Origin of the sequence: Nocardioides alcanivorans (assembly GCF_021555175.1) — a bacterium.
Lineage (GTDB): Bacteria > Actinomycetota > Actinomycetes > Propionibacteriales > Nocardioidaceae > Nocardioides > Nocardioides alcanivorans.
The window spans coordinates 14,327-40,944 of record NZ_JAKGRW010000026.1; the positions used below are offsets into that span (position 1 = coordinate 14,327).

Annotated in this window: 26 protein-coding genes and 1 tRNA gene; 13 read left to right on the forward strand and 14 right to left on the reverse strand. The window is 69.3% G+C overall.

Annotation, left to right across the window (positions count from 1 at the left end; genetic code table 11):
- Positions 1-8: 8 nt before the first annotated feature.
- The 7 genes from L1066_RS13980 to L1066_RS14010 form a co-directional block, all read right to left on the reverse strand.
- Positions 9-407, reverse strand: a complete 399-nt coding sequence (locus L1066_RS13980; protein ID WP_235736904.1) for a phage holin family protein — start codon at positions 405-407, stop codon at positions 9-11.
- Between the two features lie 82 nt (positions 408-489).
- A complete protein-coding gene (nhaA, locus tag L1066_RS13985; protein ID WP_235736905.1) occupies positions 490-1,701 on the reverse strand; it encodes a Na+/H+ antiporter NhaA in 1,212 nt (403 codons plus the stop codon).
- Between the two features lie 105 nt (positions 1,702-1,806).
- On the reverse strand, positions 1,807-2,640 hold the full coding sequence (locus L1066_RS13990) for an MBL fold metallo-hydrolase (RefSeq protein WP_235736906.1): 834 nt from the start codon (positions 2,638-2,640) through the stop codon (positions 1,807-1,809).
- Positions 2,637-3,512: an NUDIX hydrolase gene (locus L1066_RS13995; protein ID WP_235736907.1), complete on the reverse strand. Its 876-nt coding sequence runs from the start codon at positions 3,510-3,512 to the stop codon at positions 2,637-2,639. The genes L1066_RS13990 and L1066_RS13995 overlap by 4 nt, the downstream gene beginning before the upstream one ends.
- Positions 3,512-3,976 carry a RidA family protein gene (locus L1066_RS14000; protein ID WP_235736908.1) on the reverse strand — a complete coding sequence of 155 codons (465 nt, stop codon included), beginning with the start codon at positions 3,974-3,976 and terminating at the stop codon, positions 3,512-3,514. Before L1066_RS14000 ends, L1066_RS13995 begins: the two co-directional genes overlap by 1 nt.
- A complete protein-coding gene (gene sp36 / locus L1066_RS14005; protein ID WP_235736909.1) occupies positions 3,976-4,131 on the reverse strand; it encodes a Sp36 family protein in 156 nt (51 codons plus the stop codon). The genes L1066_RS14000 and sp36 overlap by 1 nt, the downstream gene beginning before the upstream one ends.
- Positions 4,132-4,241: 110 nt before the next feature.
- Positions 4,242-4,982, reverse strand: coding sequence for a lipoate--protein ligase family protein (locus L1066_RS14010; protein ID WP_235736910.1), 741 nt, complete (start codon positions 4,980-4,982; stop codon positions 4,242-4,244).
- 80 nt (positions 4,983-5,062) lie between these two features.
- Between L1066_RS14010 and L1066_RS14015 the strand changes: the two genes are divergently transcribed.
- From L1066_RS14015 to L1066_RS14040, 6 genes are all read left to right on the forward strand, one after another.
- Complete coding sequence (locus tag L1066_RS14015; RefSeq protein ID WP_235736911.1) at positions 5,063-6,433, forward strand: MFS transporter; 1,371 nt, start codon at positions 5,063-5,065, stop codon at positions 6,431-6,433.
- Between the two features lie 153 nt (positions 6,434-6,586).
- Complete coding sequence (locus tag L1066_RS26035; protein WP_235736912.1) at positions 6,587-7,621, forward strand: sensor histidine kinase; 1,035 nt, start codon at positions 6,587-6,589, stop codon at positions 7,619-7,621.
- Positions 7,618-8,277 carry a response regulator gene (locus L1066_RS14025; RefSeq protein WP_312007804.1) on the forward strand — a complete coding sequence of 220 codons (660 nt, stop codon included), beginning with the start codon at positions 7,618-7,620 and terminating at the stop codon, positions 8,275-8,277. The genes L1066_RS26035 and L1066_RS14025 overlap by 4 nt, the downstream gene beginning before the upstream one ends.
- 156 nt (positions 8,278-8,433) lie before the next feature.
- Positions 8,434-9,291, forward strand: coding sequence for an ABC transporter ATP-binding protein (locus L1066_RS14030; protein ID WP_235736913.1), 858 nt, complete (start codon positions 8,434-8,436; stop codon positions 9,289-9,291).
- Positions 9,291-11,276, forward strand: a complete 1,986-nt coding sequence (locus L1066_RS14035) for an FtsX-like permease family protein (protein ID WP_235736914.1) — start codon at positions 9,291-9,293, stop codon at positions 11,274-11,276. The genes L1066_RS14030 and L1066_RS14035 overlap by 1 nt, the downstream gene beginning before the upstream one ends.
- A complete protein-coding gene (locus L1066_RS14040) occupies positions 11,273-11,725 on the forward strand; it encodes an ABC transporter permease (RefSeq protein WP_235736915.1) in 453 nt (150 codons plus the stop codon). Before L1066_RS14035 ends, L1066_RS14040 begins: the two co-directional genes overlap by 4 nt.
- 68 nt (positions 11,726-11,793) lie before the next feature.
- On the opposite strand, the gene L1066_RS14045 is transcribed toward L1066_RS14040, so the two are convergent.
- Both L1066_RS14045 and L1066_RS14050 read right to left on the reverse strand, forming a co-directional pair.
- Entirely contained in the window at positions 11,794-12,420 is a 627-nt protein-coding gene (locus tag L1066_RS14045; protein WP_235736916.1) for a CoA transferase subunit B, read from the reverse strand.
- 1 nt (position 12,421) lies between these two features.
- Positions 12,422-13,207, reverse strand: a complete 786-nt coding sequence (locus L1066_RS14050; protein WP_235736917.1) for a CoA transferase subunit A — start codon at positions 13,205-13,207, stop codon at positions 12,422-12,424.
- A 146-nt stretch (positions 13,208-13,353) separates the two neighbouring features.
- Between L1066_RS14050 and L1066_RS14055 the strand changes: the two genes are divergently transcribed.
- The 4 genes from L1066_RS14055 (at position 13,354) to L1066_RS14070 (ending at position 16,335) form a co-directional block, all read left to right on the forward strand.
- On the forward strand, positions 13,354-14,007 hold the full coding sequence (locus L1066_RS14055) for an IclR family transcriptional regulator (RefSeq protein WP_235736918.1): 654 nt from the start codon (positions 13,354-13,356) through the stop codon (positions 14,005-14,007).
- A 130-nt stretch (positions 14,008-14,137) separates the two neighbouring features.
- Entirely contained in the window at positions 14,138-15,109 is a 972-nt protein-coding gene (bagA, locus tag L1066_RS14060) for an ATPase BagA (protein WP_235736919.1), read from the forward strand.
- A gap of 123 nt (positions 15,110-15,232) precedes the next feature.
- Positions 15,233-16,084, forward strand: a complete 852-nt coding sequence (locus L1066_RS14065) for an ArsA family ATPase (protein WP_235736920.1) — start codon at positions 15,233-15,235, stop codon at positions 16,082-16,084.
- Between the two features lie 53 nt (positions 16,085-16,137).
- Positions 16,138-16,335, forward strand: coding sequence for a hypothetical protein (locus tag L1066_RS14070; RefSeq protein ID WP_235736921.1), 198 nt, complete (start codon positions 16,138-16,140; stop codon positions 16,333-16,335).
- A gap of 6 nt (positions 16,336-16,341) precedes the next feature.
- Here the strand turns inward: L1066_RS14070 and L1066_RS14075 are convergent, their stop codons facing one another.
- Entirely contained in the window at positions 16,342-16,620 is a 279-nt protein-coding gene (locus L1066_RS14075) for a WhiB family transcriptional regulator (RefSeq protein ID WP_249224836.1), read from the reverse strand.
- A gap of 249 nt (positions 16,621-16,869) precedes the next feature.
- On the opposite strand from L1066_RS14075, the gene L1066_RS14080 reads away from it, so the two are divergent.
- Positions 16,870-19,233, forward strand: a complete 2,364-nt coding sequence (locus L1066_RS14080) for a transglycosylase domain-containing protein (protein ID WP_235736922.1) — start codon at positions 16,870-16,872, stop codon at positions 19,231-19,233.
- 138 nt (positions 19,234-19,371) lie between these two features.
- Here L1066_RS14080 and L1066_RS14085 read toward each other — a convergent pair whose 3' ends face one another.
- A complete protein-coding gene (locus L1066_RS14085) occupies positions 19,372-19,830 on the reverse strand; it encodes a GatB/YqeY domain-containing protein (RefSeq protein ID WP_235736923.1) in 459 nt (152 codons plus the stop codon).
- Positions 19,831-19,856: 26 nt separating this feature from the next.
- Between L1066_RS14085 and L1066_RS14090 the strand changes: the two genes are divergently transcribed.
- Positions 19,857-20,768: a metallophosphoesterase gene (locus L1066_RS14090; RefSeq protein ID WP_235736924.1), complete on the forward strand. Its 912-nt coding sequence runs from the start codon at positions 19,857-19,859 to the stop codon at positions 20,766-20,768.
- A gap of 77 nt (positions 20,769-20,845) precedes the next feature.
- Positions 20,846-20,919 (forward strand) — tRNA-Pro (locus L1066_RS14095).
- A 71-nt stretch (positions 20,920-20,990) separates the two neighbouring features.
- Here L1066_RS14095 and L1066_RS14100 read toward each other — a convergent pair.
- The 3 genes from L1066_RS14100 to L1066_RS14110 all read right to left on the reverse strand — a co-directional run bounded on the left by L1066_RS14100 (position 20,991) and on the right by L1066_RS14110 (position 26,562).
- Complete coding sequence (locus tag L1066_RS14100) at positions 20,991-23,321, reverse strand: arylsulfatase (protein WP_235736925.1); 2,331 nt, start codon at positions 23,319-23,321, stop codon at positions 20,991-20,993.
- Between the two features lie 129 nt (positions 23,322-23,450).
- Positions 23,451-24,194, reverse strand: coding sequence for an SDR family NAD(P)-dependent oxidoreductase (locus L1066_RS14105; protein WP_235736926.1), 744 nt, complete (start codon positions 24,192-24,194; stop codon positions 23,451-23,453).
- A 37-nt stretch (positions 24,195-24,231) separates the two neighbouring features.
- On the reverse strand, positions 24,232-26,562 hold the full coding sequence (locus L1066_RS14110; protein WP_235736927.1) for an arylsulfatase: 2,331 nt from the start codon (positions 26,560-26,562) through the stop codon (positions 24,232-24,234).
- Positions 26,563-26,618: the final 56 nt, after the last annotated feature.

The window sequence follows — 26,618 nt, forward strand, 5'->3', positions numbered from 1 at the left end:
AGCTCGGTTCAGCTCTTGCTGAGCGCGGCCTTGGTCTCCTGGGCCTGCGCAATGGCCCGCTCCGGCGCCTTGACCTTCTTGACCTTCCTGATGCCGAGCAGCACGAGGAGCACGGCCAGCAGCGTGTAGACGCCGAAGACGATCAGGTAGGCCCAGTGCAGGTCGAGGCCGTCACCGTTCCAGTGGATCAGCTGCGCCAGCGCGATCGAGAAGATGATGACTGCGAGCAGCAACAGGAACCCAGCGGCGGCAAACATGCCGATGCCCGTGGTGCCAGCCTTGACGCTGACCTTCAACTCCGCCTTGGCGAGCTGGATCTCGCTCTGGACGAGCTTCGAGATGTCGCGTTGAGCGTCGCCGATCAGCCGCCCGATGGTGGGCTCGTCGCTGTTGATCTGCTCGGCCATCCGTGTCACTCCTGATGCTGGTCCTGCGGGTCCGGTGCGGACTCTACACGGCACTCGACCCCCGCCGACGTGCCCGACGCGGTCAGTCGGCGTACGGGCCCGAGATCGTCGCCCGTCGGCGGTGGATCCGGTTGCGCCAGACGAGCAGGGCGGAGCCCGCGACCGCGGAGAGGAGCGATCCGACCAGCACTGCCGTCTTCGCCGCTTCGACCTCGGGACCGTCGAACGACAGGTCGGCCACGAGCAGCGACACCGTGAACCCGATACCGGCCAGCATCGCTACGCCGAAGACGTCGGCCCACTCCACATCGGGATCGATCTCGGCCCGAGTGAGTCGGGTGAGGAGCCAGGCACCCCCGAAGACCCCGATGGGCTTGCCGAGCACGAGGCCCGCGACCACGCCGATCACGACCGGGTCCTTCACGAGGTCGGCACCTCCGGCGACCACGACGCCGGCAGACATGAGCGCGAAGACGGGCACGGCCAGGCCGGCCGACCACGGGTTGAGCACGTGGGCCACCCGCTCCGCCGGGCCGTCCTCCTCGTCAGCGTCCGGGCGGACGCGGGTGAGCAGGCCGAGCACGACACCGGCGATGGTGGCGTGGACGCCGCTCTCGTGGGTGAACCACCAGGCGCCGATGAAGAGGGGCACGTAGACCATCCAGGCACTGACTCGCAGGCGCTGCAGCACCCACCACGCGACGCAGCAGCCCGCGGCGAGCAGCAGCGAGTCGAGCTGGAAGCCATCGGCATAGAAGAGCGCAATGATCACGATCACGATGAGGTCGTCGACCACCGCCAGTGTGAGCAAGAAGGTACGCAGCTGGCTCGGCAGCGCCGACCCGACGACGGCGAGGACGGCAACGGCGAAGGCGATGTCGGTGGCCGACGGAATCGCCCAGCCGCCGGGGCGGCCCGCGTCGCTGGTCAGGTTGATGGCGGTGTAGACCAGCGCTGGTACGGCGACCCCGCAAGCCGCCGCCACGACGGGCACCACGGCGTCCGACAGCTTCGACAGCGAGCCGACGACGAACTCGCGTTTGAGCTCGAGTCCGGTGACGAAGAAGAAGAGCGTCAACGCACCGTCGGCAGCCCACTGCTCGACGGTGAGCGGACCGATCTCGTGTTCGCGCAGGTGGTGATAGCCGTCGCCGAGGGCGGAGTTGGCCCACAGGATCGCCACGACGGCCGCGGCGAGGGCAAGCACGCCCCCGACGGTCTCGCGGCGCAGGAGATCGCCGACGTACGTGGCGTCACGACGGCTCGGGTCAGGGAGGAAGCGGAGTCTGGGCACGGGTCCTTCGTTCAGGGGTTGCGGTCAGCAGAGCCGCCGCGTCCTCCGCGGCGGGCCGACCAGACTTCCCGGCACACCACGGTCAATCTAGCACCGCGAGGGCACTCACTGGGCCGCGGGGAAACCCGAGCGTGGGCCGAACTCCGTGTGTCCCAGGTGGGCGAGTTGCGCGCGCACGCTCATCTCGGCCGCACCCCACAGCACCTGGTCGACATCGGCATAGACGATCTCGACGACGCGGCGGGGCAACTCCTCGGGCGAGATCGCGGCGACGTCGAGCCCCACCAGGGCGGCCTCGACCTGCGCGAGCCGGTCGTGCCGGTGCGCGATGTAGTGGTCGAGCACCGCCAGGGCATCGTCGATCACCGGGCCGTGGCCGGGCCAGATCGCCTTCAGCTCGTGCTCGTCGGCCAGTCGGTGGAGCCGATCGAGCGAGTCCAGGTAGGCACCGAGGTGCCCGTCGGGGTGTGCGACGACGGTGGTGCCACGGCCGAGCACGGTGTCCCCCGTGAGCACGACCCCGTCAGCGGGGAGGTGGAAGGAGAGCGAGTCCGCGGTGTGGCCCGGGGTACCGATCACGTGCACCTCGAGCCCGTCGACGCTGATCACGTCACCGTCGTGGGCACCTTCGGAGCCCAGCTGGTACGCCGGGTCGAGGGCCCGCACGCCACACCCCATCCGCTCGGCGAACTCACGCGCCGCCTCGCTGTGGTCGTAGTGGTGGTGGGTCAAGAGCACGGCGGCAACCGGGCCGGAGGCCTCTTCGATGGCGTCGAGGTGACGCGCGATGGAGGGTCCGGGATCGACCACGATCGACCGTCGGCCGCCCGGCTCGCGCAGCACCCAGGTGTTGGTGCCGTCGAGCGACATGATGCCGGGATTGGGGGCAAGCACGCACTGCCCGCGCTCACCGAAGCTGCCGCCGCTCCACTCGGTCATTGGCCGTGCACCAACTTGCCCACCCGGATGCCGAGTTCGACGATCCGGGGCCGGCTCTCGAGGCGGTTGTTGTCGGGGTTGAAGGTCGGTTCGATCATCTCGAAGGGCACTTCCCGCGCGTGGGCCAATGCCTCGTCGATGCTGGTGGCGTCGTAGAACTCGCACATCGTGGCGTAGGTCGGCGGCAGCAGCATCATCTGCTTGGCGTCGGCCAGGGCGATCGCCTCGCGCACCGGGAACCATGCAACGTTGTCGGACTCGGTCGAGACGTCGCGGGTGACCTGGCCCTCCGGAAGGGTGGCCACGAAGAAGTAGGTGAGGTAGCGCTTCGGCTCGAAGACCGGAGTCAGCCAACCGCCGAGCACCGACAGGAGGTCGGTGCGCAGCACCAGCTCCCGCTTGGTGAGGAACTCGGTCATGGAGAGCTCGTGTGCCTCCAGTGCGACCCTGTCGGCCTCCCAGTCGTCGCCCGTCGTGTCGGCGACGACGGAATCGGCGGTGCCGGCCAGCAGCACCCCGGACTCCTCGAAGGTCTCGCGCACGGCAGCACAGACCAGGGCAAGGGCCTGCTCGGCGGTGCAGTCCATCCGCTCGGCCCACTCCTCCGGGGTGGGACCGGCCCACAGGGCCGGGTCGAGTTCACTGTCGCGGGCGTCGACACCGCCACCGGGGAAGACGCTCATGCCAGCCGCGAAGGCCATGCCGACGTGGCGCCGCAGCAGATAGACGTCGAGACCACCGGGCTGCCCGTCACCGTCACGCAACAGCACCACGGTGGCCGCGGAGCGGGGCGCCGCCGGTTCGTTCTCGCCCGACGTGAAGGCCCGAGCCACCTCGAGCAGGTGGTCGGGCAGCGTCAGTGTGGGGTCCATCAGTCGCGGACCTCGACCATGATCTCCACCTCGACCGGAGCGTCGAGCGGGAGCACCGGCACACCGACGGCCGAGCGGGTGTGCTGACCGGCGTCACCGAAGACCGTGCCGAGCAGCTCGGAGGCGCCGTTGGCAACCTGCGGCTGACCGGTGAAGTCGGGGGTGGAGGCGACGAATGCCGTCACCTTGACGATGCGGGTGACCTTGTCGAGGTCGCCGATGACGGACTTCACCGCTGCCATCGCGTTGAGGGCGCACTGCTGCGCGGCCTCCTTGGCCTCCTCGGCCGAGACCTCGCCACCGACCTTGCCCGTCACGGACAGCTCGCCGTTGCGCATCGGCAGCTGACCGGAGGTGAAGACATGGTTCCCGCTGCGCAGCGCCGGGATGTAGGCCGCCACCGGCTTGGCCACCTCGGGGAGTTGTAGCCCCAGGTCTCCCAGCCGCGCCTCCACCGCGCCCATCAGCTCGCCGCCGGGCGTTTGAAGAACGCGACCAGCCCACCCTGTTCGTTGGTGGTGAGCTGGACCAGCTCCCACCCGTCCTGGCCGAAGTTGTTGAGCATCAGGCCCTCGTTGTGCAGCGGAATCGGAGCAACTTGGTATTCCCACGTGGTCATGCTCCGCACCCTACGACCATCGCCCACTCCGCCCCACCCCCTGCCCGCCGAGAGCGCCCAAATCGTGCGTCGAGGGAGCGCCGATTGCGCGCGAGGGAGCGCCCAAATCGTCACACCCGGTGATCGTCGACCAGTCCCCGCGCTGCGGCCACGAGTACGTCGGACAGGTGCGTCTCGCTGAGATCGAACCGATCGTGGTGGGCACCGATGATCGCGGTCTCGACCTCATCGAGACCGACGCCCGGCGCCTCCTCCGCGATCGTGCCGACCGACCCGGGGTCGAAGTCCAGCTCCAGGGCGCCATACACCTTGGCGAGGAGGGGCTGCAGGACCGCTGCGTCGTCGTACTGGACGACCGAGCTGAACAACCACGCGTCCTTCACCATCCGCTGCGCCGTGCCCACCAGCTTCTTCACGCCCCCGGCGTTGATGCTGTGCGCACCGGGACAGTACTCACCGGGCACCTCACCCACCCGGGCGTCGATGCCGAAGCCGGCGAGCACGTCGGCGAACATGGCCCCGAAGCCCTCGAACCGGTCGTCCATGCCTCCGAGCGACCCGGGATCACGCTGGACGAGATCGATGACGAGAGCGGCCGACGTACACGCCACGGCGCGGCCACCGGACGCGCGCACGACAGGCACGAAACCCGCGTCGCGACAGGCGCGCACCGCTGCCGGGAACCCCGGCCGCCGAGTGTCGCGCCGCCCGAACGCAACCAGAGGCGTGGGACGGAGGATCCGCAACGCACTCTCGATCTCGCCACGGCTCGCCGCACGCAGCAACGCGTGGGACGTCGCCATCTCGAGGGCAGGGTCGGAGTCGGCGACGGGGCCGCGGATCAGGTGCACAGTTGCACGGTAGGGCAGCGCACAACGGGGGCGCCCTCGACGCGCAACGAGTGCTACTTCGCGGGACCTAGACTGCGGCAGTGAGCGAGATCCGGTCCCGGCGTCGCGAGCGACAGGGCACGGGAACCATGCGGCCGCCGTACGTCGCCACGACGGTCGGCTCGTTCTCCCTCGTCTTCTTCGCCGCGTTCGAGGCGCTGGCCGTCACGACGGTGATGCCGGACGTGAGTCGCGAGCTCGACGGAGTGCACCTCTACGCGCTGAGCTTTGCCGCTCCGCTGGCCAGCGGCATCGTCGGAATGGTGGCGACCGGGTCGTGGAGCGACCGCCGTGGACCGGTGCCGCCGCTGCTGATGTGCGCCGTGCTGTTCTCGGCAGGCCTGCTCGTGTGTGGACTGGCACCGACCATGGAAGTGCTGGTGGTCGGGCGCATCCTGCAGGGCATCGGTGGCGGCGGAGTCACGGTGGCCCTCTACGTCGTGGTCGCACAGGTCTATCCGCCACGCCTGCAGCCGGCAATACTCGCCGCCTTCGCCGCCGCGTGGGTGCTGCCCTCCCTCTTCGGGCCGGCGATCGCTGCCCTGGTCGCAGAGCAGTTCGGTTGGCAGTGGGTGTTCCTCGGCACCGTCGGCCTCGTGGCCGTCGCGGTCGGGTTGATCGCCCCGGCCCTGCGTGAACTCTGGGCCGGGAGGCCGCCGCTGCCTGCGGGCCGCATGCCCCTGATGCCACTGGCCTGGGCGACGCTGGCCGCTGTCGCCGTGTTGGCGCTGGAACTGCTGGGCGACCTCGGGCCCGGTCCGCTGCTCGGCGTCACCGCCGGGATCGTTGCGTTCTACGCGGCACGCCACCTGCTGCCTCGAGGCACCCTCAGACTGGGTCGCGGCCTGCCCTCAGTGATCGCCACCCGCGGCGCGATCGCCGCCGGCTTCTTCTGCGCCGAGGCACACGTCCCGTTCGTACTCCAGGAACAGTGGGGCTTCTCCACCACCCATGCCGGCTATGCACTGGCGCTGTCAGGCGTGGCCTGGGCCGGGGCGAGCCAGGCCCAGTCCCGGCTCGCCGACCGGATGAACAACGCCACCACCCTGGTCGTCGGCTCGACCATCCTCGTCGTGGGCACCGTGATCACGTGTCTCGCCGTCTTCCTCGGCCTGCCCGCGGTCTCCCTCATCGGCGGCTACGGTCTCGCGTCGGTCGGCATGGGGCTCGCATATCCGCGTCTCACCGTAGCGATGCTGACCGCATCCCCCGTCTCGGAGCGCGGCTTCAACTCCTCGGCCATCTCCATCGCCGACTCCCTGACCGCTGCATTCGCACTCTCCGTCGCCGGCGTCCTCTTCGCCGCGGCCAGCCACGCGCATCGCTTCGACGTGGTGTTCCTCCTGGCGGTCGGCTTCACCGCCCTCTCACTGCTCTGCGCCGTCCGCAGCCGGAGCCCCGAGATCGGCTGAGGACGGCACCTGCGTGCGGTCAGGCTCTACGCTCGTCGGCATGCAGCAGCCGTGGCGACTCGGACGACGAGGTGAGCGATGGCTCGACCGGTCGCTGGCAGGCCTCCTCGTCTTCGTCTCCGTGGCCGGCACGCTGCTCGGCGGACTCTCCCCGTGGCAGGCGCCCTTTGCCTGCTGCAGACCGCTCCGCTCTTCTGGCGCCGCAGCCATCCCGTCGTCGCTGGCGCTGTGGTGGTGGCCGCCACCGCGATGCAACCGCTGCTCGTCCACATGCCGCTCCCGGGGCAGTTGGCGTTCCCGATCGCCGTCTACTCCGTGGCCCGTTTCGCCAACGCACGTTGGGGATTCGCGATGCTCGCCACGGGCGTGGTCGGCGCCGGAGTGGCGGCGTACGACTGGCTCCGCCACTACGAGGCCAGCGGTGACGCCTACCTGCCCTACTTCCTGAGCATCACCGCGATCGTGGCGACCGCGTGGGCGCTCGGCACGCTCGGGCGCACCCGGGAGGCATACGTCGCCTCGCTGGTCGAGCGCGGAGAGCGACTCGAGCGCGAGGCCGCCCAGCAAGCACAGCTGGCAGCGCAGGACGAGCGGGCGCGGATCGCACGGGAGATGCACGACGTCGTCGCGCACGGGCTCTCCGTGATCGTGGTGCAGGCCGACGGTGCGCGCTATGCGGCTGCCAAGGAGCCGCAGAAGGCCACCGAAGCGTTGACCACCATCTCGGAGACGGGCCGCGAGGCACTCACCGAGATGCGGCGCATGCTCGGCCTGCTGCGTTCCGACGGCGACTCGGGCCTGGCACCGCAGCCGGGGCTGAGCGATTTGGACGAGCTCCTCACCGAGGCCCGGGTCGGAGGCATGCAGCTCGACGTCACCCGACCGTCGCCACTACCCCGGGTCTCCGACGGGATCGCCCTCACCGTCTATCGAATCGTCCAGGAGTCGCTGACCAACGTCCGCAAGCATGCCGGCGCCCAGGCCTCCGTGCACCTCACGATCGGCACGGAGGGCGAGGCGATCACGGTGGAGGTGGTCGACGACGGCAGGGGCGCCGCCTCCCTCGATGACGGGCAGGGCCTGGGGCTGGCGGGCATGCGCGAACGCGTCACCGTCCACGGTGGCACGCTCGAGACCGGCCCCGTCGTCGGTGGCGGATTCCGGGTCTCTGCAAGGATTCCGGCGTGATCCGGGTGTTCCTGGTCGATGACCAGCAGATGGTGCGCGCCGGCTTCCAGATGCTCGTCGACTCCCAGGACGACATGGAGGTCGTCGGGCAGGCGGGCGACGGCGCCGACGCCGTCGAACAGCTCGCCGTGACCCACGCAGACGTCGTACTCATGGACGTGCGGATGCCGCGCATGGACGGGGTCGAGGCCACCCGCGCGCTCGCTGCGCGCGGCGAGACCCCGCGAGTGATCGTGCTGACCACCTTCGACCTCGACGAGTATGCGTTCGCCGCGATCAAGGCCGGTGCTGCCGCGTTCCTGCTCAAGGACGCCCGCCCCGACGACCTGCTCGACGCGATCCGTGCCGTCCATGCCGGCGACGCCGTCGTGGCACCCAGCACGACCAGACGCCTCCTTGAGCACTTCGCCGCCGCTCTCCCTGACACGAACCCCCAGTCGCCCGTCGACAGGCGACTGGACGGCCTCACCGATCGTGAGCGCGAGGTGCTCGTGCTCATCGGCCGCGGCCTCTCCAACACGGAGATCGCCGACGAGCTCGTCGTCGCCGAGGCCACCGTGAAGACCCATGTCAGTCGGGTGCTCGCCAAGACCGGCGCCCGGGACCGGGTGCAGCTCGTGGTGCTCGCCTACGAGACCGGACTTGTCACCGCCTGACATCCGCGCGCCCTCGGCGGACATCCGGGCGCCCTCGGCGGACATTGGCGCTCCTTCGGCGGGGGAGGGGGCGTCATACCAAGGGTGTACGTCGCCTCGTGAGGTCCAGACGCTGGGCTGACGATTCGCTGCACGGATTCCGGAATCGTCGAAGGCATGATCGAGACGACACCTGACCACGGCTCCACACCTGACGACGGCTCCACATCCGCCCGCGAGCCCGCCGCTGGCCGAAGGACCGGCCCGCAGGAAGCCGCCACCCGCTCGGCCGGGACGAAAGAGCTTGCCGCGAGCACCCGGGGCCTCACCAAGACCTATGGCGGCGGCAGCGACGCGGAGGTGCACGCCGTACGCGGGGTCGACCTCGACCTCCCAGCAGGCCGGTTCACCGCGATCATGGGCCCGTCGGGGTCGGGCAAGTCGACCCTGATGCACTGCTTGGCCGGCCTCGACCAGCCGAGTTCCGGGACCATCACGGTCGCCGGTGTCGCCCTCGAGAGCCTCGACGACACTGCGCTCACCCGCTTCCGGCGCGATCACCTGGGCTTCGTCTTCCAGGCCTTCAACCTGCTCCCGATGCTCACGGCGGGCCAGAACATCCTGCTCCCCCTCGAGCTCGCCGGGCGTCGCGTGGGCCACGCCGAACGTGCCCGGATGGCCGAGGTCGTCGAGACCCTCGGCCTGGTCGACCGCACCGGGCACCTGCCCAGCCAGCTCTCCGGCGGTCAGCAGCAGCGCGTCGCCATCGCCCGCGCCCTTGTCGCCCAGCCCCAGATCGTCTTCGCCGACGAGCCCACCGGCAACCTCGACAGCACCGCCTCGGCGGAGGTCCTCGGCCTGCTGCGCCACACCGTGCGGGCCCTGGGCCAGACCGTGGTGATGGTGACGCACGAGCTCGACGCAGCGGCGTACGCCGACGACGTCGTCGTGATCGAGGACGGCCGGATCGCCAGCCACCTCACCGATCCGACGCGTGACCAGCTGGTCGATGCGCTGCGTCGCAAGGCCGCCTGATGCGGAGCGTGCTGCTCGCGTCGCTACGACGCCACACCCGACGGTACGTCGCCGCGGCCGTCGCCATCGTCATCGGCGTCGCGTTCATCGTCACCACCAGCGCCCTGTCGTCCGGTGCCCGCAACGGCATGGTCTCGGGCCTCGACGCCCCCTTCCGCAACGCCGACGTGGCGATCTCCGACATCGACGGCGCACAGGCCGGCGTCCTCCTGGACCGGGCCGAGGCCGAGGGTGCCGAGGCCACGGTGCTCGGCTGGACCTGGCTGCCGGTCGACCGCAACGGCGAGCAGATCACCGATGGCGCCGACATCGGGGCCATCGCCGCGGAGCCCGGTCTGCGGTGGCAGGAGCTCACGGCCGGCCGATTTCCGGAGGCCGACGACGAGGCCGTCGTCGACACCAACGCCGCCAAGCGCCACCGCGTCAGGATCGACGACGTGCTCACCCTCGGGTCCGGCGCCACCGCACACGACGTGACCGTCGTCGGCACGGTCGACAGCCCGTCCGCGTTGGTGTGGACCAACATCTACGTCACCGAGCACCAACTGCGCACCTGGCTCGACCAGGCCCACGTCAACAGTGTCGCCTGGGCCGGTGCGGGCTCGGTCGACGAGCAGATCAGCCATCTCGAAGGCGCTGGACTCGAAGGCGCAAGGATCCAGTCGACCGACGACTTCGTCGACGAGCAGCACAACCTCGCCACCAACGGGGTCGACGTGATCGCCATCGTGCTGCTGCTCTTCGCCGCGATCGCCCTGCTCACGTCGGCGATGGTCATCGCCAACACCTTCTCGATCCTCTTCGCACAACGCAGTCGTGACTTCGCGCTGCTCCGCTGCGTCGGTGCCACCCGCCGCCAGGTGCTGCGGTCGATCCGCGTCGAAGCACTCACGCTGGGCGTGGCCGCATCCCTGCTCGGCCTCGTGGCCGGCACCGGCATCGGCTTCGGCCTCATCGAGCTGATCCAGCACGTCGCTCCGTCTGCCCGGATGGGCGACCCGGAGATCTCGCTGCCCTGGTACGCCGCGGCGTTCACCACTGGCCTGGTGATCGCGGTCGGCGCCGCCTGGTTGCCCACCCGGCGCGCGGTCCGGGTCAGCCCGTTGGCCGCGCTGCGCCCCGACACCGGCATCGATGCCCGCTCCGCCGCTGGTCGCGTCCAGCTCGGACTCGGCATTGCGTTCGTCGTCACCGGCGCTGCGGCGTTGGTCGGCGCGGTGGCTGGCAGCAACGTGATGCTCATGGTGCTCGGCGGCGCCGCCTCCTCGGTGGGCGTCGTAGTGCTCGGGCCCACCATCGTCCCGGCACTCATCCGGGTGCTCGGTCGCCCGATCGGCCGGCTCGCCGGATCGCCCGGACGTCTGGCTGCAGGCAACGCAGTGCGCAACCCGCGGCGTACGGCGGCCACCACCGCCTCGCTGTTGGTGGGCGTCACGCTGACGACGGCCGTCCTCACCGGTCTTGCCACCGGTCGCAGTTCGTTGGATCACGAGATGGACGTCGACCACCCGCTCGACGCGGCGATCACCGCCACCGACGGTGAGGCCCTCGCCCCCGAGGTCGCAGCAGCAGTGGCCCGGTTGAAGGACGTCGAGTTCGTCGTTGCCCTGTCCGGCGTCCGCGCCGAGATCGAGGGTTTCGACAGCGGTCGTCTGGCCGCTCCTGACGCCGCTGCTCGCCGGCTGCTGCGCTCCGATGTCGACTTCGCCGCACCGAAGGACGACGAGATCCACCTCCCCGCGTCCATGGCGGCAGCAGTCGAGGAGATCCCGGAGCAGGTGACCGTGACGGTGGGCGACTCCACCCGCACCCTGCGCCCGGTCGTCGGTGACGACTGGGGCGGCACCGCCCTCGTCTCTCCGGCCACCCTGGCCGCGCTGACCGACGACCCCGCCCCCAGGAGCTCTGGCTGCGCACCGATCTCGGCGCCGACGCAGACGACCTCGACGGCGACCTGGGCGCGCTGGCCACCGGGGCAGAGTTGACCAGCGCCCTGCAGAAACGGGCGTGGGTCGACCTGCAGGTCAACGTGCTCACCGCTGCCATCCTGGGCCTGCTCGGCATCGCCATCGTGATCGCGCTGGTCGGGATCGCCAACACCCTCGGCCTGTCAGTGCTCGAACGGGTCCGCGAGAACGCACTGCTCCGCGCGCTGGGGCTGACCCGTGGTCAGCTCCGGGCGACCCTGGCGGTCGAGGCAGTGCTGCTGTCGGTGGTGGCCACCTTGATCGGCACCGCCCTCGGCGTCACGTTTGCCTGGGTGGGCATCCGAACGATGCTGGGTGACGTGCTCGGGGAGACGTCGATGGACGTCCCCGTCGGGCAGCTCACCCTCGTCGTACTCGTGGCCGCGGTCGCCGGGCTCCTCGCCTGCATGCTCCCCGCACGCCGGGCCGCGCGGGTCTCACCGGCGGCTGGGCTCTCCCTCGACTGAGCCTGCCTGATGTGAGCTGTGGGCTCGAAATCGCTGGCGTGATCGCCCTCAGCTCACATCAGGGCACGTCACCGCAGGGTGGGTTCGGTCTTCGCCCTGATCTCGTCCTCGGTGACGCCGGGGGCGAGCTCGACCAGGCGCAATCCGTCGGCCTCGACGTCGATGACACCGAGATCCGTGATGATCCGCTCGACCACCCGCAGACCGGTGTAGGGCAGCGAGCACTCATCGACGATCTTGTAGCTGCCGTCGCGTGCCACGTGCTCCATCAGCACGATGACCTTCTTGGCTCCGTGCACCAGGTCCATTGCGCCGCCCATCCCCTTGACCATCTTCCCGGGGATCATCCAGTTGGCGATGTCGCCGACCGCGGAGACCTGCATGGCGCCCAGGATCGCGGCATCGATCTTGCCGCCGCGGATCATCCCGAACGACGTGGCGGAGTCGAAGTACGACGCCCCGCGGTTGACGGTGACGGTCTCCTTGCCGGCGTTGATCAGGTCGGGGTCCACCGCGTCCTCGGCCGGGTACGGCCCGACCCCGAGGATGCCGTTCTCCGACTGCAGCACCAGCTCGACGCCCTCGGGCACGTAGTTGGGCACCAACGTCGGCAGCCCGATGCCGAGGTTGACGTAGTCGCCGTCACTGAGCTCGCGGGCAGCTCGGGCCGCCATCTGCTCCCGGTTCCAGGCCATCTCAGTTGCCTCCCTGCTCCGTGGTGCGTACGGTCCGTTTCTCGATCCGCTTGTCCGCGGCCTGCTCCGGCGTCAGCGCCACGACGCGGTGCACGTAGACGCCCGGTGTGTGCACGCTGTTGGGATCGAGATCACCGGGCTCGACGAGCTCCTCGACCTCCGCGAGGGTGATCCGACCGGCCATGGCCGCGAGCGGGTTGAAGTTGCGCGCCGAGTCCCGGAAGACGAGGTTGCCGTGCCGGTCTCCGCGCCAGGCGCGGACCAGCGCGAAGTCGGCCACGATCGCGTGCTCCAGCACGAACTCGCGCGGCCCCTTGTCGGTCTCGAAGGTACGCACGTCCTTGGCCGGTGACGACACGGTCACGTTGCCCGCGTCGTCGTACTTCCAAGGCAGCCCGCCCTCGGCGACCTGGGTGCCCACGCCGGTGGCGGTGAAGAAGGCCGGGATCCCCGAGCCACCGGCACGCAGCCGCTCGGCCAGGGTGCCCTGGGGAGTCAGCTCGACCTCGAGCTCACCGGAGAGATACTGCCGGGCGAACTCCTTGTTCTCACCCACGTAGGACGAGACCATCCGCCGCAGCCGATGCTCACCGAGCAACCGACCCAGCCCCCAGTCGTCGACGCCGCAGTTGTTGGACACCGCTTCGAGGTCCGTGGTGCCTTGGGCGAGCACCGCCTCGATCAGCACCGACGGGATGCCACACAGCCCGAAACCACCGACCGCGAGTGTCGCCCCGTCAGGAATGTCGGACACCGCTTCCGCGGCCGACGCCACCACCTTGTCCATGTCTGGCTCCTTCGTCGAAGTCGTTGCCCTCCATTCAAGGAAGCGGTCACTGAGTGGTCAACACCTTGGCCCCGAGTCGCTCGACCAGTGAGGATCAGGACTCCAGGACGTCCGCTCAGTGAACGCGTCGTGGCACACTGCCCACCATGGATGCCGCCAACACCGTCATCGGGCGGGCCAGCGCGCTGCTGCGTGCGCTCGCCCAGCACGAACCGCAAGGCCTCTCGACCACGACCGCAGCCACGGTGGTCGCTCTCGCTCGTCCGACCGTCCACCGTCTGCTCACCGCACTGCAGGCGGAGGGCCTCAGTGATCGCGACCGCGGCACCGGCCAGTGGCACTTGGGCCCGGAGGCCTACCTGCTCGGCCAGGCCGCGAGCAGCCGACACGACGAGACCGAGGCCGCGCGGCCCGTCGTGCGCAGACTCGCCCGGGAGACCGGGGAGAGTGCGTTCTTCTCCGCGCTTCGTGGCGAGGAGACCGTGTGCTTGATCCGCGAGGACGGCGACTTCCCGATCCGCTCCCACGTGCTGCACGAGGGCATCCGCTTCCCGCTCGGCGTCGCCAGCGCAGGCATGGCCCTGCTGGCCTTTCTCGACAACCGCTCCCGTTCGCTCTACCTCGACCGCGTCGATCTCTCCGCAGCGTACGGCGACCACTACGGCCCGGCGTCCCTGCGCAGGCAGGTCGCCGAGACCCGCAGGCGGGGCTTCTCCGTCAATCCGGGCCTGATCGTGGAGGGCAGCTGGGGGCTCGGGGCGGCCGTGTTCGACGGTTCCGACACCCCCGTTGGGCGCTGAGCCTGACCGGGATCGAGCAGCGAATCGGCCCGCCCAAGCAGCAACAACTGGGCGAACTCCTGCTCCGGGAGGCGCACGCGCTCTCGATTCGGATCCGCGACGGTCGAACCGGCCAGTAGGCTCCCGTTTCGTGAGCACTTCGACGAGCGATTGGCCCGGCGTCGAGTTGCACGTGGTGACCGGCAAGGGCGGCACCGGCAAGTCGACCGTGGCCGCAGCCCTGGCCCTTGCCCTCGCCAGCCGCGGCCGCAACGTGTTGCTGTGCGAGGTCGAGGGGCGTCAAGGCATCGCCCAGATGTTCGACGTGCCCCCGCTTCCCTACGAGGAGCGCAGGATCGCCACCGGCCTGCCTGGGCCGAAGGGTCGTGCAGGCACCGTCTTCGCACTCCACATCGATGCCGAGTCAGCGCTGCTCGAGTACCTCGCCATGTATTACAAGCTCGGCCGCGCCGGCAAGGCACTCGACCGCTTCGGCGTGATCGACTTCGCCACCACGATCGCTCCCGGCGTGCGCGACGTCCTGCTCACGGGCAAGGTCTACGAAGCCGCGAAGCCGGGCCGCAAGCGTGGCACCTCCAGCAAGGCGGGGGCGGCGTACGACGCCATCGTGCTCGACGCCCCGCCGACCGGGCGGATCGCCCAGTTCCTCAACGTCAACCGGGAGCTCGCCGGGTTGGCGAAGGTCGGCCCGATCAAGGCCCAGGCCGACACCGTCATGACCCTCTTCCGCTCCGAGCGCACCCGCGTGCACCTGGTCACCGTGCTCGAGGAGATGCCGGTGCAGGAGACGGCGGACGGCATCGCGGAGTTGCACGACAACGGCCTTCCGGTGGGTGGGGTCGTGGTCAATCTGGTGCGCCCACGCGATCTCGACGACGACCAGCTCGTCCGAATCCGCAAGGGGAGGTCGAAGCCCCCGAGATCGCCGAGACCCTGGCGAGGGCCGGCATCGAGCCGGTTCCCGCACTCGTCGACGCGCTGCTCGCCGAGGCCGCCGATCACGCGGAGCGTCGTGCTCTCGAGGACTCCCAGCGAGCACTCGTGGCGGGGCTCGGCGTACCCACCTACGAGCTGCCGCGGATCGCCTCCGGTGTGGACCTGACCGCCCTCTACGAGTTGGCGGCCGAGTTGAAGGAGCAGGGACTGGCATGAGCAAGACCGCCCACCCCCGCGTCGGGCCTCTGGCCGCGGGCTCCCCGCCCCGCTTGGCCTCGACGTCGACCGGATGCTCGATGACCCGGCCACCCAGATCATCGTCTGCTGCGGGTCCGGCGGCGTCGGGAAGACCACGACGTCGGCAGCGCTCGCGCTACGAGCTGCCGAGCGTGGCCGCAAGGTCGTGGTGCTCACCATCGACCCGGCCCGTCGCCTCGCCCAGTCGATGGGCATCGAAGCGCTCGACAACACCCCGCGCCCGGTCCCGGGGGTGGAGGGCACCGGCTCCCTCGACGCGATGATGCTCGACATGAAGAGCACCTTCGACGAGGTGGTGCTCAGCCAGGCCACGCCCGAGAAGGCCCGCCAGATCCTCGAGAACCCCTTCTACGTCGCGCTCTCGACCTCGTTCGCCGGCACGCAGGAATACATGGCGATGGAGAAGCTCGGGCAGCTGCACGCCTCCGCACTCGAGTCCGGACAGTGGGACCTCATCGTCGTCGACACCCCACCGTCGCGCTCCGCGCTCGACTTCCTCGACGCGCCGGAGCGGCTCTCCAGCTTCCTCGATGGTCGCTTCATCCGCCTGTTGCTGACCCCGGCTCGTGGTCCCGCGAAGCTGATGTCGGTCGGCTTCGGCATGATGACCGCCGCGCTCACCAAGATCCTCGGAGCGAGCGTGCTGCAGGACCTGCAGACCTTCGTCGCCGCCTTCGACACCCTCTTCGGCGGGTTCCGGGCACGTGCCACGGCCACCTACCAGTTGTTGCAGGCCGAAGGTACGTCGTTCCTCGTCATCGCGGCCCCTGAGCCGGATGCGCTGCGCGAGGCGGCCTACTTCGTGGAGCGGCTCGGCGAGGAGCAGATGCCGTTGGCGGGCCTGGTGGTCAACCGCGCCAGCAGCCAACCGGGGGCCGACTGAGCGCCGAAGCGTCCCTGGCCGCGGCCGAGCGCCTCGACATCTCCGAGGACACGTTGACCGCAGGACTGCTGCGCCTGCACGCCGACAAGCTGCGGATCGTGGCCCGCGAGGGCCGGTTGCGAGCCGGCTTCGCAACCTCACACCCGTCGGTCGCGACCTCGGTGGTGCCGGCACTGGCCGGCGACGTGCACGACCTCGACGGGTTGCGGACCATCGGCGAGTTGCTGGCCGATGCCGAGCAGAGCCACTGAGCCAGGTCAGATGGCGAGCTTCTGGCTGGCCTTCGCCTGCTGGAGCACCGAACGCCACGAGCTCACGCTGCGACGACGCAGGAGGGCCCGGCGCTCACGCTCGGTCATGCCGCCCCACACGCCCCACTCGATCTGGTTGTCGAGCGCTTCGGCAAGGCACTCGGTGCGCACCGGACAACCCGCGCACACCAGCTTGGCCTTGTTCTGCTCCGCGCCACGGACGAAGAGCTCGTCCGGCTGCGCACCGCGGCAGGCTGCAGATGCAGCCCAGTCCTCAACCCACATGATGCCCCCACATCCATGGGACTGGTCGAGCTCCGCTGTGAGCTCCCCGCCATAAGCCAATCCCCGAGACTGACAGTAGGCGCGAAGCCGGTGGGGCGTAAGACTCAGTTCGGCCAGACCATGTAGTCATTTGTGACTAGCAAAGAGGGCCCTGCGGCGGCGCGCGACCAGCCCGTCAGGGCCATGGCCCGGGACCCTCCACGCGCGCGGAATGGGGTCGCCTCTCGCCCCACCCGTACCCTAGACGTCATGTCCGCTCGCGAAAAGCGTCCCGGGTCCGGCTCGGTCCTCGGCGCCCTCGGTTCGATGCTCCTCGTCTCCGTCGTGCTCGGCGTCCTCGTCGCAGGCCTCGCCATTCCGTTCGCCGGGATGGCGGGAATCGCCGCCCGCAACGCCTCGGACTCACTCGACGACCTCCCCGAGGACCTCGACATGCAGGAGCTGCCGCAGCGCACCCGCATCCTGGCGGCCGACGACACCCCCATCGCGACGATCTATGACGAGAACCGTGTCAACGTGCCGCTGCGCCAGGTCTCCAAGATCATGCGCAAGGCCATCCTGGCGATCGAGGACTACCGCTTCTACGAGCATGGCGCCCTCGACGTGAAGGGCACGCTGCGAGCGTTCATCACCAACCAGGCCACCGGGGAGACCCGCCAAGGTGGCTCCTCCATCACCCAACAGATGGTGAAGCTGACGTTGGTGCAGCAGGCGGGCTCCGACAAGGAGGCCCGGGCCGAGGCGACCGAGGAGACCTTCGCCCGGAAGCTGCGCGAGCTCCGCTACGCCATCGCGTTCGAGGAGAAGCACTCCAAGGACTGGATCTTCGAGCGCTACCTCAACATCGCCTACTTCGGCGACGGCGTCTACGGCATCCAGGCCGCTGCTCGTCACTACTTCAGCGTCGACGCCCGCAAGCTCAACGTGCGTCAGGCCGCCACGCTGGCCGGTCTCGTGAAGAACCCTGTCGGTTACGACCCGACCGTCTACCCCGACCGGGCCCTGACCCGGCGCAACATCGTCCTCGACCGCATGGCCGAGCTCAACGTGATCCGCGACGAGAAGGCCGACAAGATCAAGGCCAAGCCGCTCGGACTGAAGATCACTGAGAGCCGCGACGGCTGCTACTCCTCGGTCGCCGCCTTCTTCTGCGACTACGTGCTCAACTACCTCAAGAGGGACCCGGCCCTGGGGGCCACCGTCGAGGAGCGGGAGCGCCTGCTCGAGTCCGGCGGCCTGACCATCAAGACCACGCTCGACCCCCGCTTCCAGGAAGCCGCCCAGGACTCGGTCTCCAACCACGTCTACGCCCAGGACGAGGCCGTCGGCGCCCTCGCTCTGGTGGAGCCCCGCACGGGTGCGGTCAAGGCCTTGGCACAGTCGCGCCCCATGGGCAGCAAGAAGGCCCAGGGCGAGACCTACATCAACTACACCGTGCCCAAGGAGTCGGGCGGCGCACGGGGCTTCCAGGCCGGCTCGACCTTCAAGGCCTTCGTGCTCGCGCAGGCGATCAAGGACGGTGTACCGCTCTCGAAGACGATCGACTCGCCCTCACCGAAGACGTTCCAGGAACGCGACTACGAGACCTGCGGTGGCGACCCCTACGGCTACGGCTCCTTCCCGGTCCGGAACTCGACGACCTCCGGCCCGAAGAACATGTACACCGGCACCCGGGAGTCGGTGAACACCTTCTTCCTCGCCCTGGAGCAGGAGACCGGGATCTGCGAGCCCTACAAGCTCGCGAAGCGGATGGGCGTCAACCTGACCAACCCGACCGGGAACGAGGAGTCGGGTTCGGCGGAGCGGGTGCCGATGTTCGTCCTCGGCGTCACCGACACCACACCGCTGGAGATGGCCGAGGCCTACGCGACGTTCGCCGGCCGCGGCCTGCACTGCGACTCGCGCCCCGTCGCGAGCATCAGCGACGCCAACGGCACGGTCGTCAAGAAGTATCCGGCCACCTGCACCCAGGTGCTGCCGAGCGCCGTTGCCGACGCGGTCAACGACATCCTCGCCGGTGTGCAGCAGCCCGGTGGCTTCGGCTACCAGAACGGCATCAACACGATCCAGCCCTCGGCCGGCAAGACCGGAACGACGAGCAGCCAGAAGTCGGTGTGGTTCGTCGGCTACACCCCCAACCTGGCCGGTGCGTCGATGATCGCGGGCGCCAACTCCGAAGGCTCGCCCTCCACGCTCGTGGGCAAGACGATCGGTGGCCGCTACATCGGTTCCGCCTCCGGTTCCGGAACCGCCGGCCCGATGTGGGGTGACACCTTCAAGGCCGTCGAGCAGTGGCTCGACGACGAGCAGTTCGTGCCACCGTCGGCCGATGAGATCGTCGGCGTCCTCATCCAGGTCCCGAGCGTGGCCGGCATGAGCGTCAGCGAGGCGACCCGGGTGCTGGAGAACGCCAATTTCAAGGTCGCCAATGCCGGCTACGTCGACTCCGGCTACTCCCGTGGCACCGTCGCCTACACCTCTCCCGGTGGCGGCGCCTCCAGTTCCAGCGGCGACACCATCACCCTCTACGTCTCCGACGGCACTCCCAAGGTGGAGAAGAAGCCCAAGAAGAAGAACAAGAAGGGCAACCGCGGCCGGAACCGAGGCCGCTGACCCCACCCGCCCCGTGCGCCCCACGATTCCCCGCCCGGGCGGGGAACTTGTCGCCTGGTGTGCGTAGCAACAGCATCAAACAGCTGAACTTGCGCACCCAGTGTGACCCTTGGGGCGGCAGCGAGGTGGAGGCCGGGATCAGGCGAGCTGGCGACGTACCTCGGCAGCGACCGCGGAACCGTCGGCGCGACCCTTGACCTGGGGTTGGACGACGCCCATCACCTTGCCCATCGCCTTCATGCCCTCGCCCGCAGCGCCGGTGCTCTCGATGGCGGCTGTGACGATGTCGGCCACCTCCTGCTCGGAGAGCTGCTGGGGCAGGTAGTCGGTGATCACGACGAGCTCGGCACGCTCTTGCTCCGCCGACTCCGGCCGGCCACCCTCATCGAAGGCGGTGGCCGCCTCGCGGCGCTTCTTCGCCTCGGTCGCGAGGATCGTGAGCACCTCGTCGTCGCTGAGCTCACGCTGCTCCTTGCCGGCAACCTCCGCGTTGGTCACGGCGGTGAGCACCATGCGCAACGTCGAGGAGCGGATCGCGTCACGCGCCTTCATGGCGGTGGTGAGGTCAGTGCGAAGTCGGTCCTTGAGGATGCTCATACCCCCCATTGTGGCAGCCTTGGCCCATGCAGCTCACCCGGATTCTTGGCGCGGGCGCGATGGCGGGCATCGCCCTGGCCGGGTACGCCGCCGCGGAGGCCCGCGCCTACACGTTGCGTGAGGTGACGCTCCCCCTCCTCCCGCCGGGCGCACGGCCCCTGAAGGTGCTGCACGTCAGCGACCTGCACATCACCCCCGACCAGACCAAGAAGCGTGAATGGGTGCGCGACCTGGCCGGCTGGGGACCGGACCTCGTGGTCAACACCGGCGACAACATGGCGCACCGCCGCGCGGTGCCGGAGGTACTCGATGCCTTCGGCCCGTTGCTCGACGTGCCTGGGGTATTCGTCCTTGGTTCCAACGACTACTTCGAGCCCGGCATGCGCAATCCCCTCGGCTATCTCGCCCCCGATCGTGGCAAGCGGCACATCGACGTACCGCAACTCCCCTGGCGCGACCTGTCGTACGGCTTCACCTCCGCCGGCTGGCTCGACCTCACCAACAACCGCCAGATGCTCCGCGTCGCGGGTCTCGATCTCGCGTTCACCGGCGTCGACGACCCCCATCTCGGCTACGACGACCTCGAGGCCGTCGCCGGACCGGCCCCGGTCGACGCAGACGTGCGGCTGGGTGTCGCCCATGCGCCGTACCTCCGGGTCCTCGACCAGTACGCCGCCACGGGGCACGACCTCATCCTTGCGGGCCACACCCACGGCGGCCAAGTGTGCCTGCCGTTCGTCGGGGCGCTCGCGACCAACTGCGACCTCGAGCCTGCACGAGCCAAGGGCCTGCACCGTCACCCGGCGGACTCTCGTGACGGCGACCCCGGCTCCTCGTGGCTGCACGTGTCCGCCGGGCTCGGCACCAACCCCTACATCCGCCTGCGCGTCGCCTGCCGGCCCGAGGCGACGCTGATGACCCTCACTGCTCGTAGCTGACCCGATTTCGGCAGGCACCTGCGGCTCGGGTATGCTCCCTCACGGTTCGCGAGTGGTCCGCCACTCACGGATCTGATCGGGCTGTGGCGCAGCTTGGTAGCGCGCCTCGTTCGGGACGAGGAGGCCGCAGGTTCAAATCCTGTCAGCCCGACAAGATGTGATTGTTCCCGACATCACGGAAACCCGGCCCCACGATGACGTGGGGCCGGGTTTCTGCTTCGCTCAGTGCTCGATGAGCTCGCGCTCCAGCTCCTGCTGGGCGCTGGGCTCCACCACGTCGTCGCCGGTGGCGAGCACCACCTCACCGATCTTGCCGGTGTAGGCATACTCTCCGCCACGGGCATAGTCGTCGGTGATCGGGATCCCCGGCTGGGCACCGATGCTGAGTTTTCCCTGGCCGAACACCGCCGTCCGCTCGATCCGCCCGGAGGCGACCTCGACCCCGTCCACGAACAGCCGCGCCACGCCTCCGGTCCCGACTCCGGACGCATCGGAGTCGAAGCGGTGCACGATGACGTGCTCGCCGGCACTCAGTGGTCGCTCGGCGCGTACATGGGTGGTCTTCACGCCACAGAAGTTCAACGCCAACGAGACGATGCCCTCCCGCACGTAGAGCGCGCTGCCGTCATGGCCGGTGCCGATGCACACCAGGACCCCGTCGGAGGCGTCCGAGTCAGCGACCACGGGCACGGTGAAGGTGAAGGAGCGATTGACTGTCGAGGGGAAGGCGCCGTGCGGCAGTCGCCGGGTGGACGGCGGCACGACCACCGTGGTCGGCACGTCGTTGCGTCGGCGTCCGGCCGTGACCGGGTTCATCCGCTCATTGCCGCGGTCGTCGAGCGGCAGCACCTGGTGCTTGCGGGCCTCGGCGAGGAACAGCTCCTGCAACTCGGCCAGCTTCTCCGGATGGGTCGCGGCCAGGTCGGTGGCCTGGGAGAAGTCGTCACGGATGTCGTAGAGCTCCCACCGGTCGTCCTCGAACGGGATCGGCGCCGTGCTGGTGAGCTCCCAGGGAGTGCGGTGCTTCACCACCGCCGTCCAACCCTCGTGATAGATCCCGCGGTTGCCGAACATCTCGAAGTACTGCGTGGTGTGGTTCTCGGGAGCCGCACCGTCCGCCAGGGCGGCGAGCATCGACGTACCCTCGATCGGCTTCTGGCGGATCCCGTCCACCTGCACCGGCTGCGGAATCCCGGCGGCCTCCAGCACGGTCGGTGCCACGTCGATCACGTGGTGCCAGTGATTGCGCAGCGCGCCGTTGTCCTTGATCCCGGCAGGCCAGTGCACCACCATGCCGTTGCGGGTGCCACCGAAGTGGGAGGCGACCTGCTTGGTCCACTGGAAGGGCGTGTCCATCGCGAGCGCCCAGCCCACGGGGTAGTTGGAGTTGGAGAAGCGGGTGCCGATCTGGTCGATCCGGGGCAGGATCTCCTCAGCCGTCTCGGGCACGGCGTTGTAGGTGCGCTTCTCGTTGAACGTGCCACTCAGGCGGCCCTCGCACGAAGCGCCGTTGTCGCCGAGGATGTAGAAGATCATGGTGTTGTCGAGCTCGCCCGACTCACGCAACGCATCGACGAGGCGCCCCACCTGGGCGTCGGTGTGCTCGGCGAACGAGGCATAGATCTCCATCAGCCGCTCGGCAACCGCCCGGCCCGCGTCGGTGAGGTCGTCCCAGTGCGGGACACCCTCGGGCCACTGTGTCAACAGCGTCTCCTCAGGTACGACGCCCAGCTCCTTCTGCCGGGCCAGCGTGCGCTCGCGCTGCTCGTCCCAACCGTGCGAGAACTTACCGCGGTAGCGGTCCAGCCAGGAATCGGGCACCTGGAACGGCGAGTGCGTCGCTCCGAACGCCAAGTAGGTGAACCACGGCTTGGTCGCGTCCACGGTGCGCACCTGTCGGATCCAGTTCTTCGCCTGGTCCACCATGTCCTCGGAGAGGTGGTAGCCCTCGTCCGCCGTGGCCGGCGGTTCGATCTGGTTGGTCCCCTCGAAGAGCGTCGGGTGGAACTGGTCGTCGGCGCCGCCGATGATCCCGTAGAACTTCTCGAAGCCCTCGTTCGTCGGCCAGTGGGTGAACGGGCCGACCGGGGTGATGTCGCTCTGGGGGATCTGGTGCCACTTGCCGAAGGCACCGGTGGCGTAGCCGTTCTCCCTCAACGTCCGGGCCAGCGGTGCCGCGTCCTGCGGCCGGATCCCGGTGTAGCCCGGCGCGGACGAGGAGAAGTCGGTCACCACGCCCATGCCGACGCTGTGGTGGTTGCGTCCCGTCAACAGCGCAGCGCGGGTGGGAGAGCAGAGCGCCGTGGTGTGGAACCGGTTGAACCGCAGGCCGTTCTCAGCAAGCTGTTCGGCGACCGGCATCGGGCAAGGGCCGCCGAAGGGAGAGGAGGCGCCGAACCCCATGTCATCGAGCAGGATCACCAGCACGTTCGGCGCACCCTCGGGTGCGCGCACCGGTTCGGGCGCAGCGAACGGCGTCGCCTGTTGCCGGATGTCGAACGCCGCCTCGACGTCAGGCTGCTCGATGCGGATGGGCAGGGTCGTGCGGTCCATTCGGTTCTCCTCGATGGGCGAAGTGACTCCTTCCTTGCAATGTAGGACCAAACCCGGCGCCCCCAGCTCGTGCTCCCACCGAGGGGCCGGGCAGCGTGCCCGCGAGGACCTGCCCGATCAGGAGTGCGCTCAGGCCCAGATGACCCCGGGAAAGCCGCCGTCGAGCTCGATCACCGAACCGTTGGCGATCCGCCCCCGCGAGGAGGCCAGGAAGACGATGACGTCGGCCACCTCCTCGGCGGTGATGGCGTGGCCCAGCGCGTTCTGGGCCGCCTTCTCGACGTACGCCGGGTCGTCGGCGTTGCGCTCGGTGACGGTGAGGCCCGGGTGGACGCAGGTGACGGCGATGCCCTGCGGCCCGAGCTCGTCGGCCAGGCTCTTGCTGATCGCCACGACCGCGATGTTGCGCGCCGATCCCGCATAGGAGCCCGGCCGACGCGCATTCATCCCGCTGACGTTCACCACCGCTCCCCCACCGTCACGCAGGTGGGGCGCCGCCGCCCGTACGACGCGCAGGTAACCGAGCGCCTTGGTGTCGAGGTTGCGCAGGAAGTCGTCGTCGTCCACGGCGTCGAGGCCCGGCGGAGGCGCCGTCGTTGCTCGCGGCGCCGCGCAGTTGACCACGATGTCGATCCCGCCCAGCGCATCGGCTGCGCGGTCGACCGCGGCCCTCACCGCAACGTCGTCGGTGGTGTCGGCGACCACGGTCGTCGCGGCACCGACCGCCGCGGCAGCCGACGCCAGTGACTCCTCGTCGCGGCCCAGCAGCGCCACCGACACGCCCTCGGCCACCAGTCCGGCGGCGACGGCGCGGCCGATGCCGCGGTTGCCGCCGGTGACCAGCGCCTTGCATCCTCTGAGATCCAGGTCCATGGACGGCAGTCAACCACCGGCGGCGAGCCGCGAGTCGTCAGTGCTCGGCGAGCTCACGCTCCAACTTCTGCTGGGCGCTGGGCTCCACCACGTCGGCACCGGTCGCGAGCAGCACCTCCCCGATCTTGCCGGTGTAGGCGTATTCGCCGCCACGGGCATGGTCGTCGGTGATCGGGAGCCCCGGCTGCGCGCCGATGCTGAGCCGCCCCTGGCCGAACAGCGCCGTGCGCTCGAACCGTCCCGAGGCAACCTCGTCACCGTCGACGAAGAGGCGCGCCGTACCGGCGCTGCCGAGTCCCGTCCCATCGGAGTCGAATCGATAGACCACGACGTGTTCCCCTGCGGTCAGCGGCTGCTCGGCACGCACGTGGGTGGTCTCGGTGCCGCACAGGTTCATCGCCAGCGAGACGATGCCCTCGCGCACGTAGAGCGAGGTCCCGTTGAAGCCGTTGCCGACTGCGACGAGCACGCCGTCGGAGGTCGCGGAGTCGGCCACCACCGGGACGGTCAGCGAGAACGACCTGTTGGACATCGATGGGAAGGCAGCCGGCATCAGCCGGCGGGTCTGCGGCGGGAGCACGATGCTGGCCGGCATGTCATTCACATGACGTCCTGCGATCGACGCACTCATCCGCTCCATGCCCCGGTCGTCCAGCGGGAGCACGTTGTGCTTCCGCGCTTCGTCGAGGAACACCTCCTGAAGCGCAGCCAGCTTCTCCGGGTGTGTCGCAGCCAGGTCGGTGGCCTGGGAGAAGTCGTCACGGATGTCGTAGAGCTCCCAGACGTCCTCGTCGAACGGGATCGGATCGGTGCTCGCGAGCTCCCATGGCGTGCGGTGCTTCACGACGGCGGTCCAACCCTCGTGATAGATCCCGCGGTTGCCGAAGATCTCGAAATACTGCGTCGTGTGGGCGTCGCCAGCCGCAGCGTCCTTCAGCGCCCCGAGCATCGACGTACCCTCGATGGGCTTCTGGGCGAGGCCGTCGACGTGGGTGGGCTGCGGGATCCCGGCAGCCTCGAGCACGGTCGGCGCCACGTCGATCACGTGGTGCCAGTGGTTGCGAATCACGCCGGCGTCCTTGATCCCGGCGGGCCAGTGCACGACGAGTCCGTTGCGGGTGCCACCGAAGTGGGAGGCGACCTGCTTCGTCCACTGGAACGGCGTGTCCATCGCCAGTGCCCAGCCCACCGGGTAGTTCACGTACGACGTCTTGGTGCCGATCTCGTCGAGGCGAGGCAGGATCTCCTCAGCCGTCTCCGGCAACGCGTTGTAGGTGCGCTGCTCGTTGAACGTGCCGGTCTGGCGACCCTCACACGAAGCGCCGTTGTCGCCGAGGATGTAGAAGACGATGGTGTTGTCGAGCTCGCCCGACTCACGCAAGGCATCGACGAGGCGACCGACCTGCGCATCGGTGTGCTCGGCGAACGACGCGTAGGTCTCCATCAGCCGCTCGGCAACCGTCCGCTCGGTGTCGGTGAGGTCGTCCCAGTGCGGAGCACCGTCGGGCCATTGGGTCAACAGCGTCTCCTCGGGGACGACGCCCAGCTCCTTCTGCCGGGCCAGCGTCTGCTCACGCTGGGCGTCCCAACCGTGCGAGAACTTCCCGCGGTAGCGATCCAGCCACGAGTCGGGCACCTGGAACGGCGAGTGCGTCGCGCCGAACGCCAGGTAGGTGAACCACGGCTTGTCGGCGTCGACCGTGCGCACCGACCGAATCCAGTCACGCGCCCGGTCCACCAGGTCCTCCGACAGGTGATAGCCCTCCTCCGGCGTCGCCGGCGGCTCGATCTGGACGGTGCCGTCGAAGAGCGTCGGGTGGAACTGGTCGTCGGCACCGCCGATGATCCCGTAGAACTTGTCGAAGCCCTCGTTCGTCGGCCAGTGGGTGAACGGCCCGACGTGCGTGATCTCGCTCTGGGGGATCTGGTGCCACTTGCCGAAGACACCCGTCGCGTAGCCGTTCTCCTTCAGCGTCCGGGCCAACGGCGCCGCGTCCTTCGGCCGGATCCCCGTGTAGCCGGGCGCAGTCGACGCGAAGTCGGTCACCACCCCCATGCCCACGCTGTGGTGGTTGCGACCGGTCAGCAACGCCGCACGCGTCGGCGAACAGATGGCCGTCGTGTGGAACCGGTTGAACCGCAGCCCGTCCTCCGCAAGGCGCTCAGCCGTCGGCATCGAGCACGGCCCACCGAACGGCGACGAGGCACCGAACCCCATGTCGTCGAGCAGGATCACCAGAACATTCGGCGCCCCTTCCGGCGCCCGTACCTGCTCAGGAGCGGGGAACGGCGGCTGCTGCTCGCGGATGTCGAACGCCGGCTCGATGACGGGCGGCGTGAGCTGGATCGGCAGTCGGGTGCGGTCCATTCGAGGTGACTCCTACAGACGTGAGCGGAGAGCCGCCTGCGACGGGCACACGCACG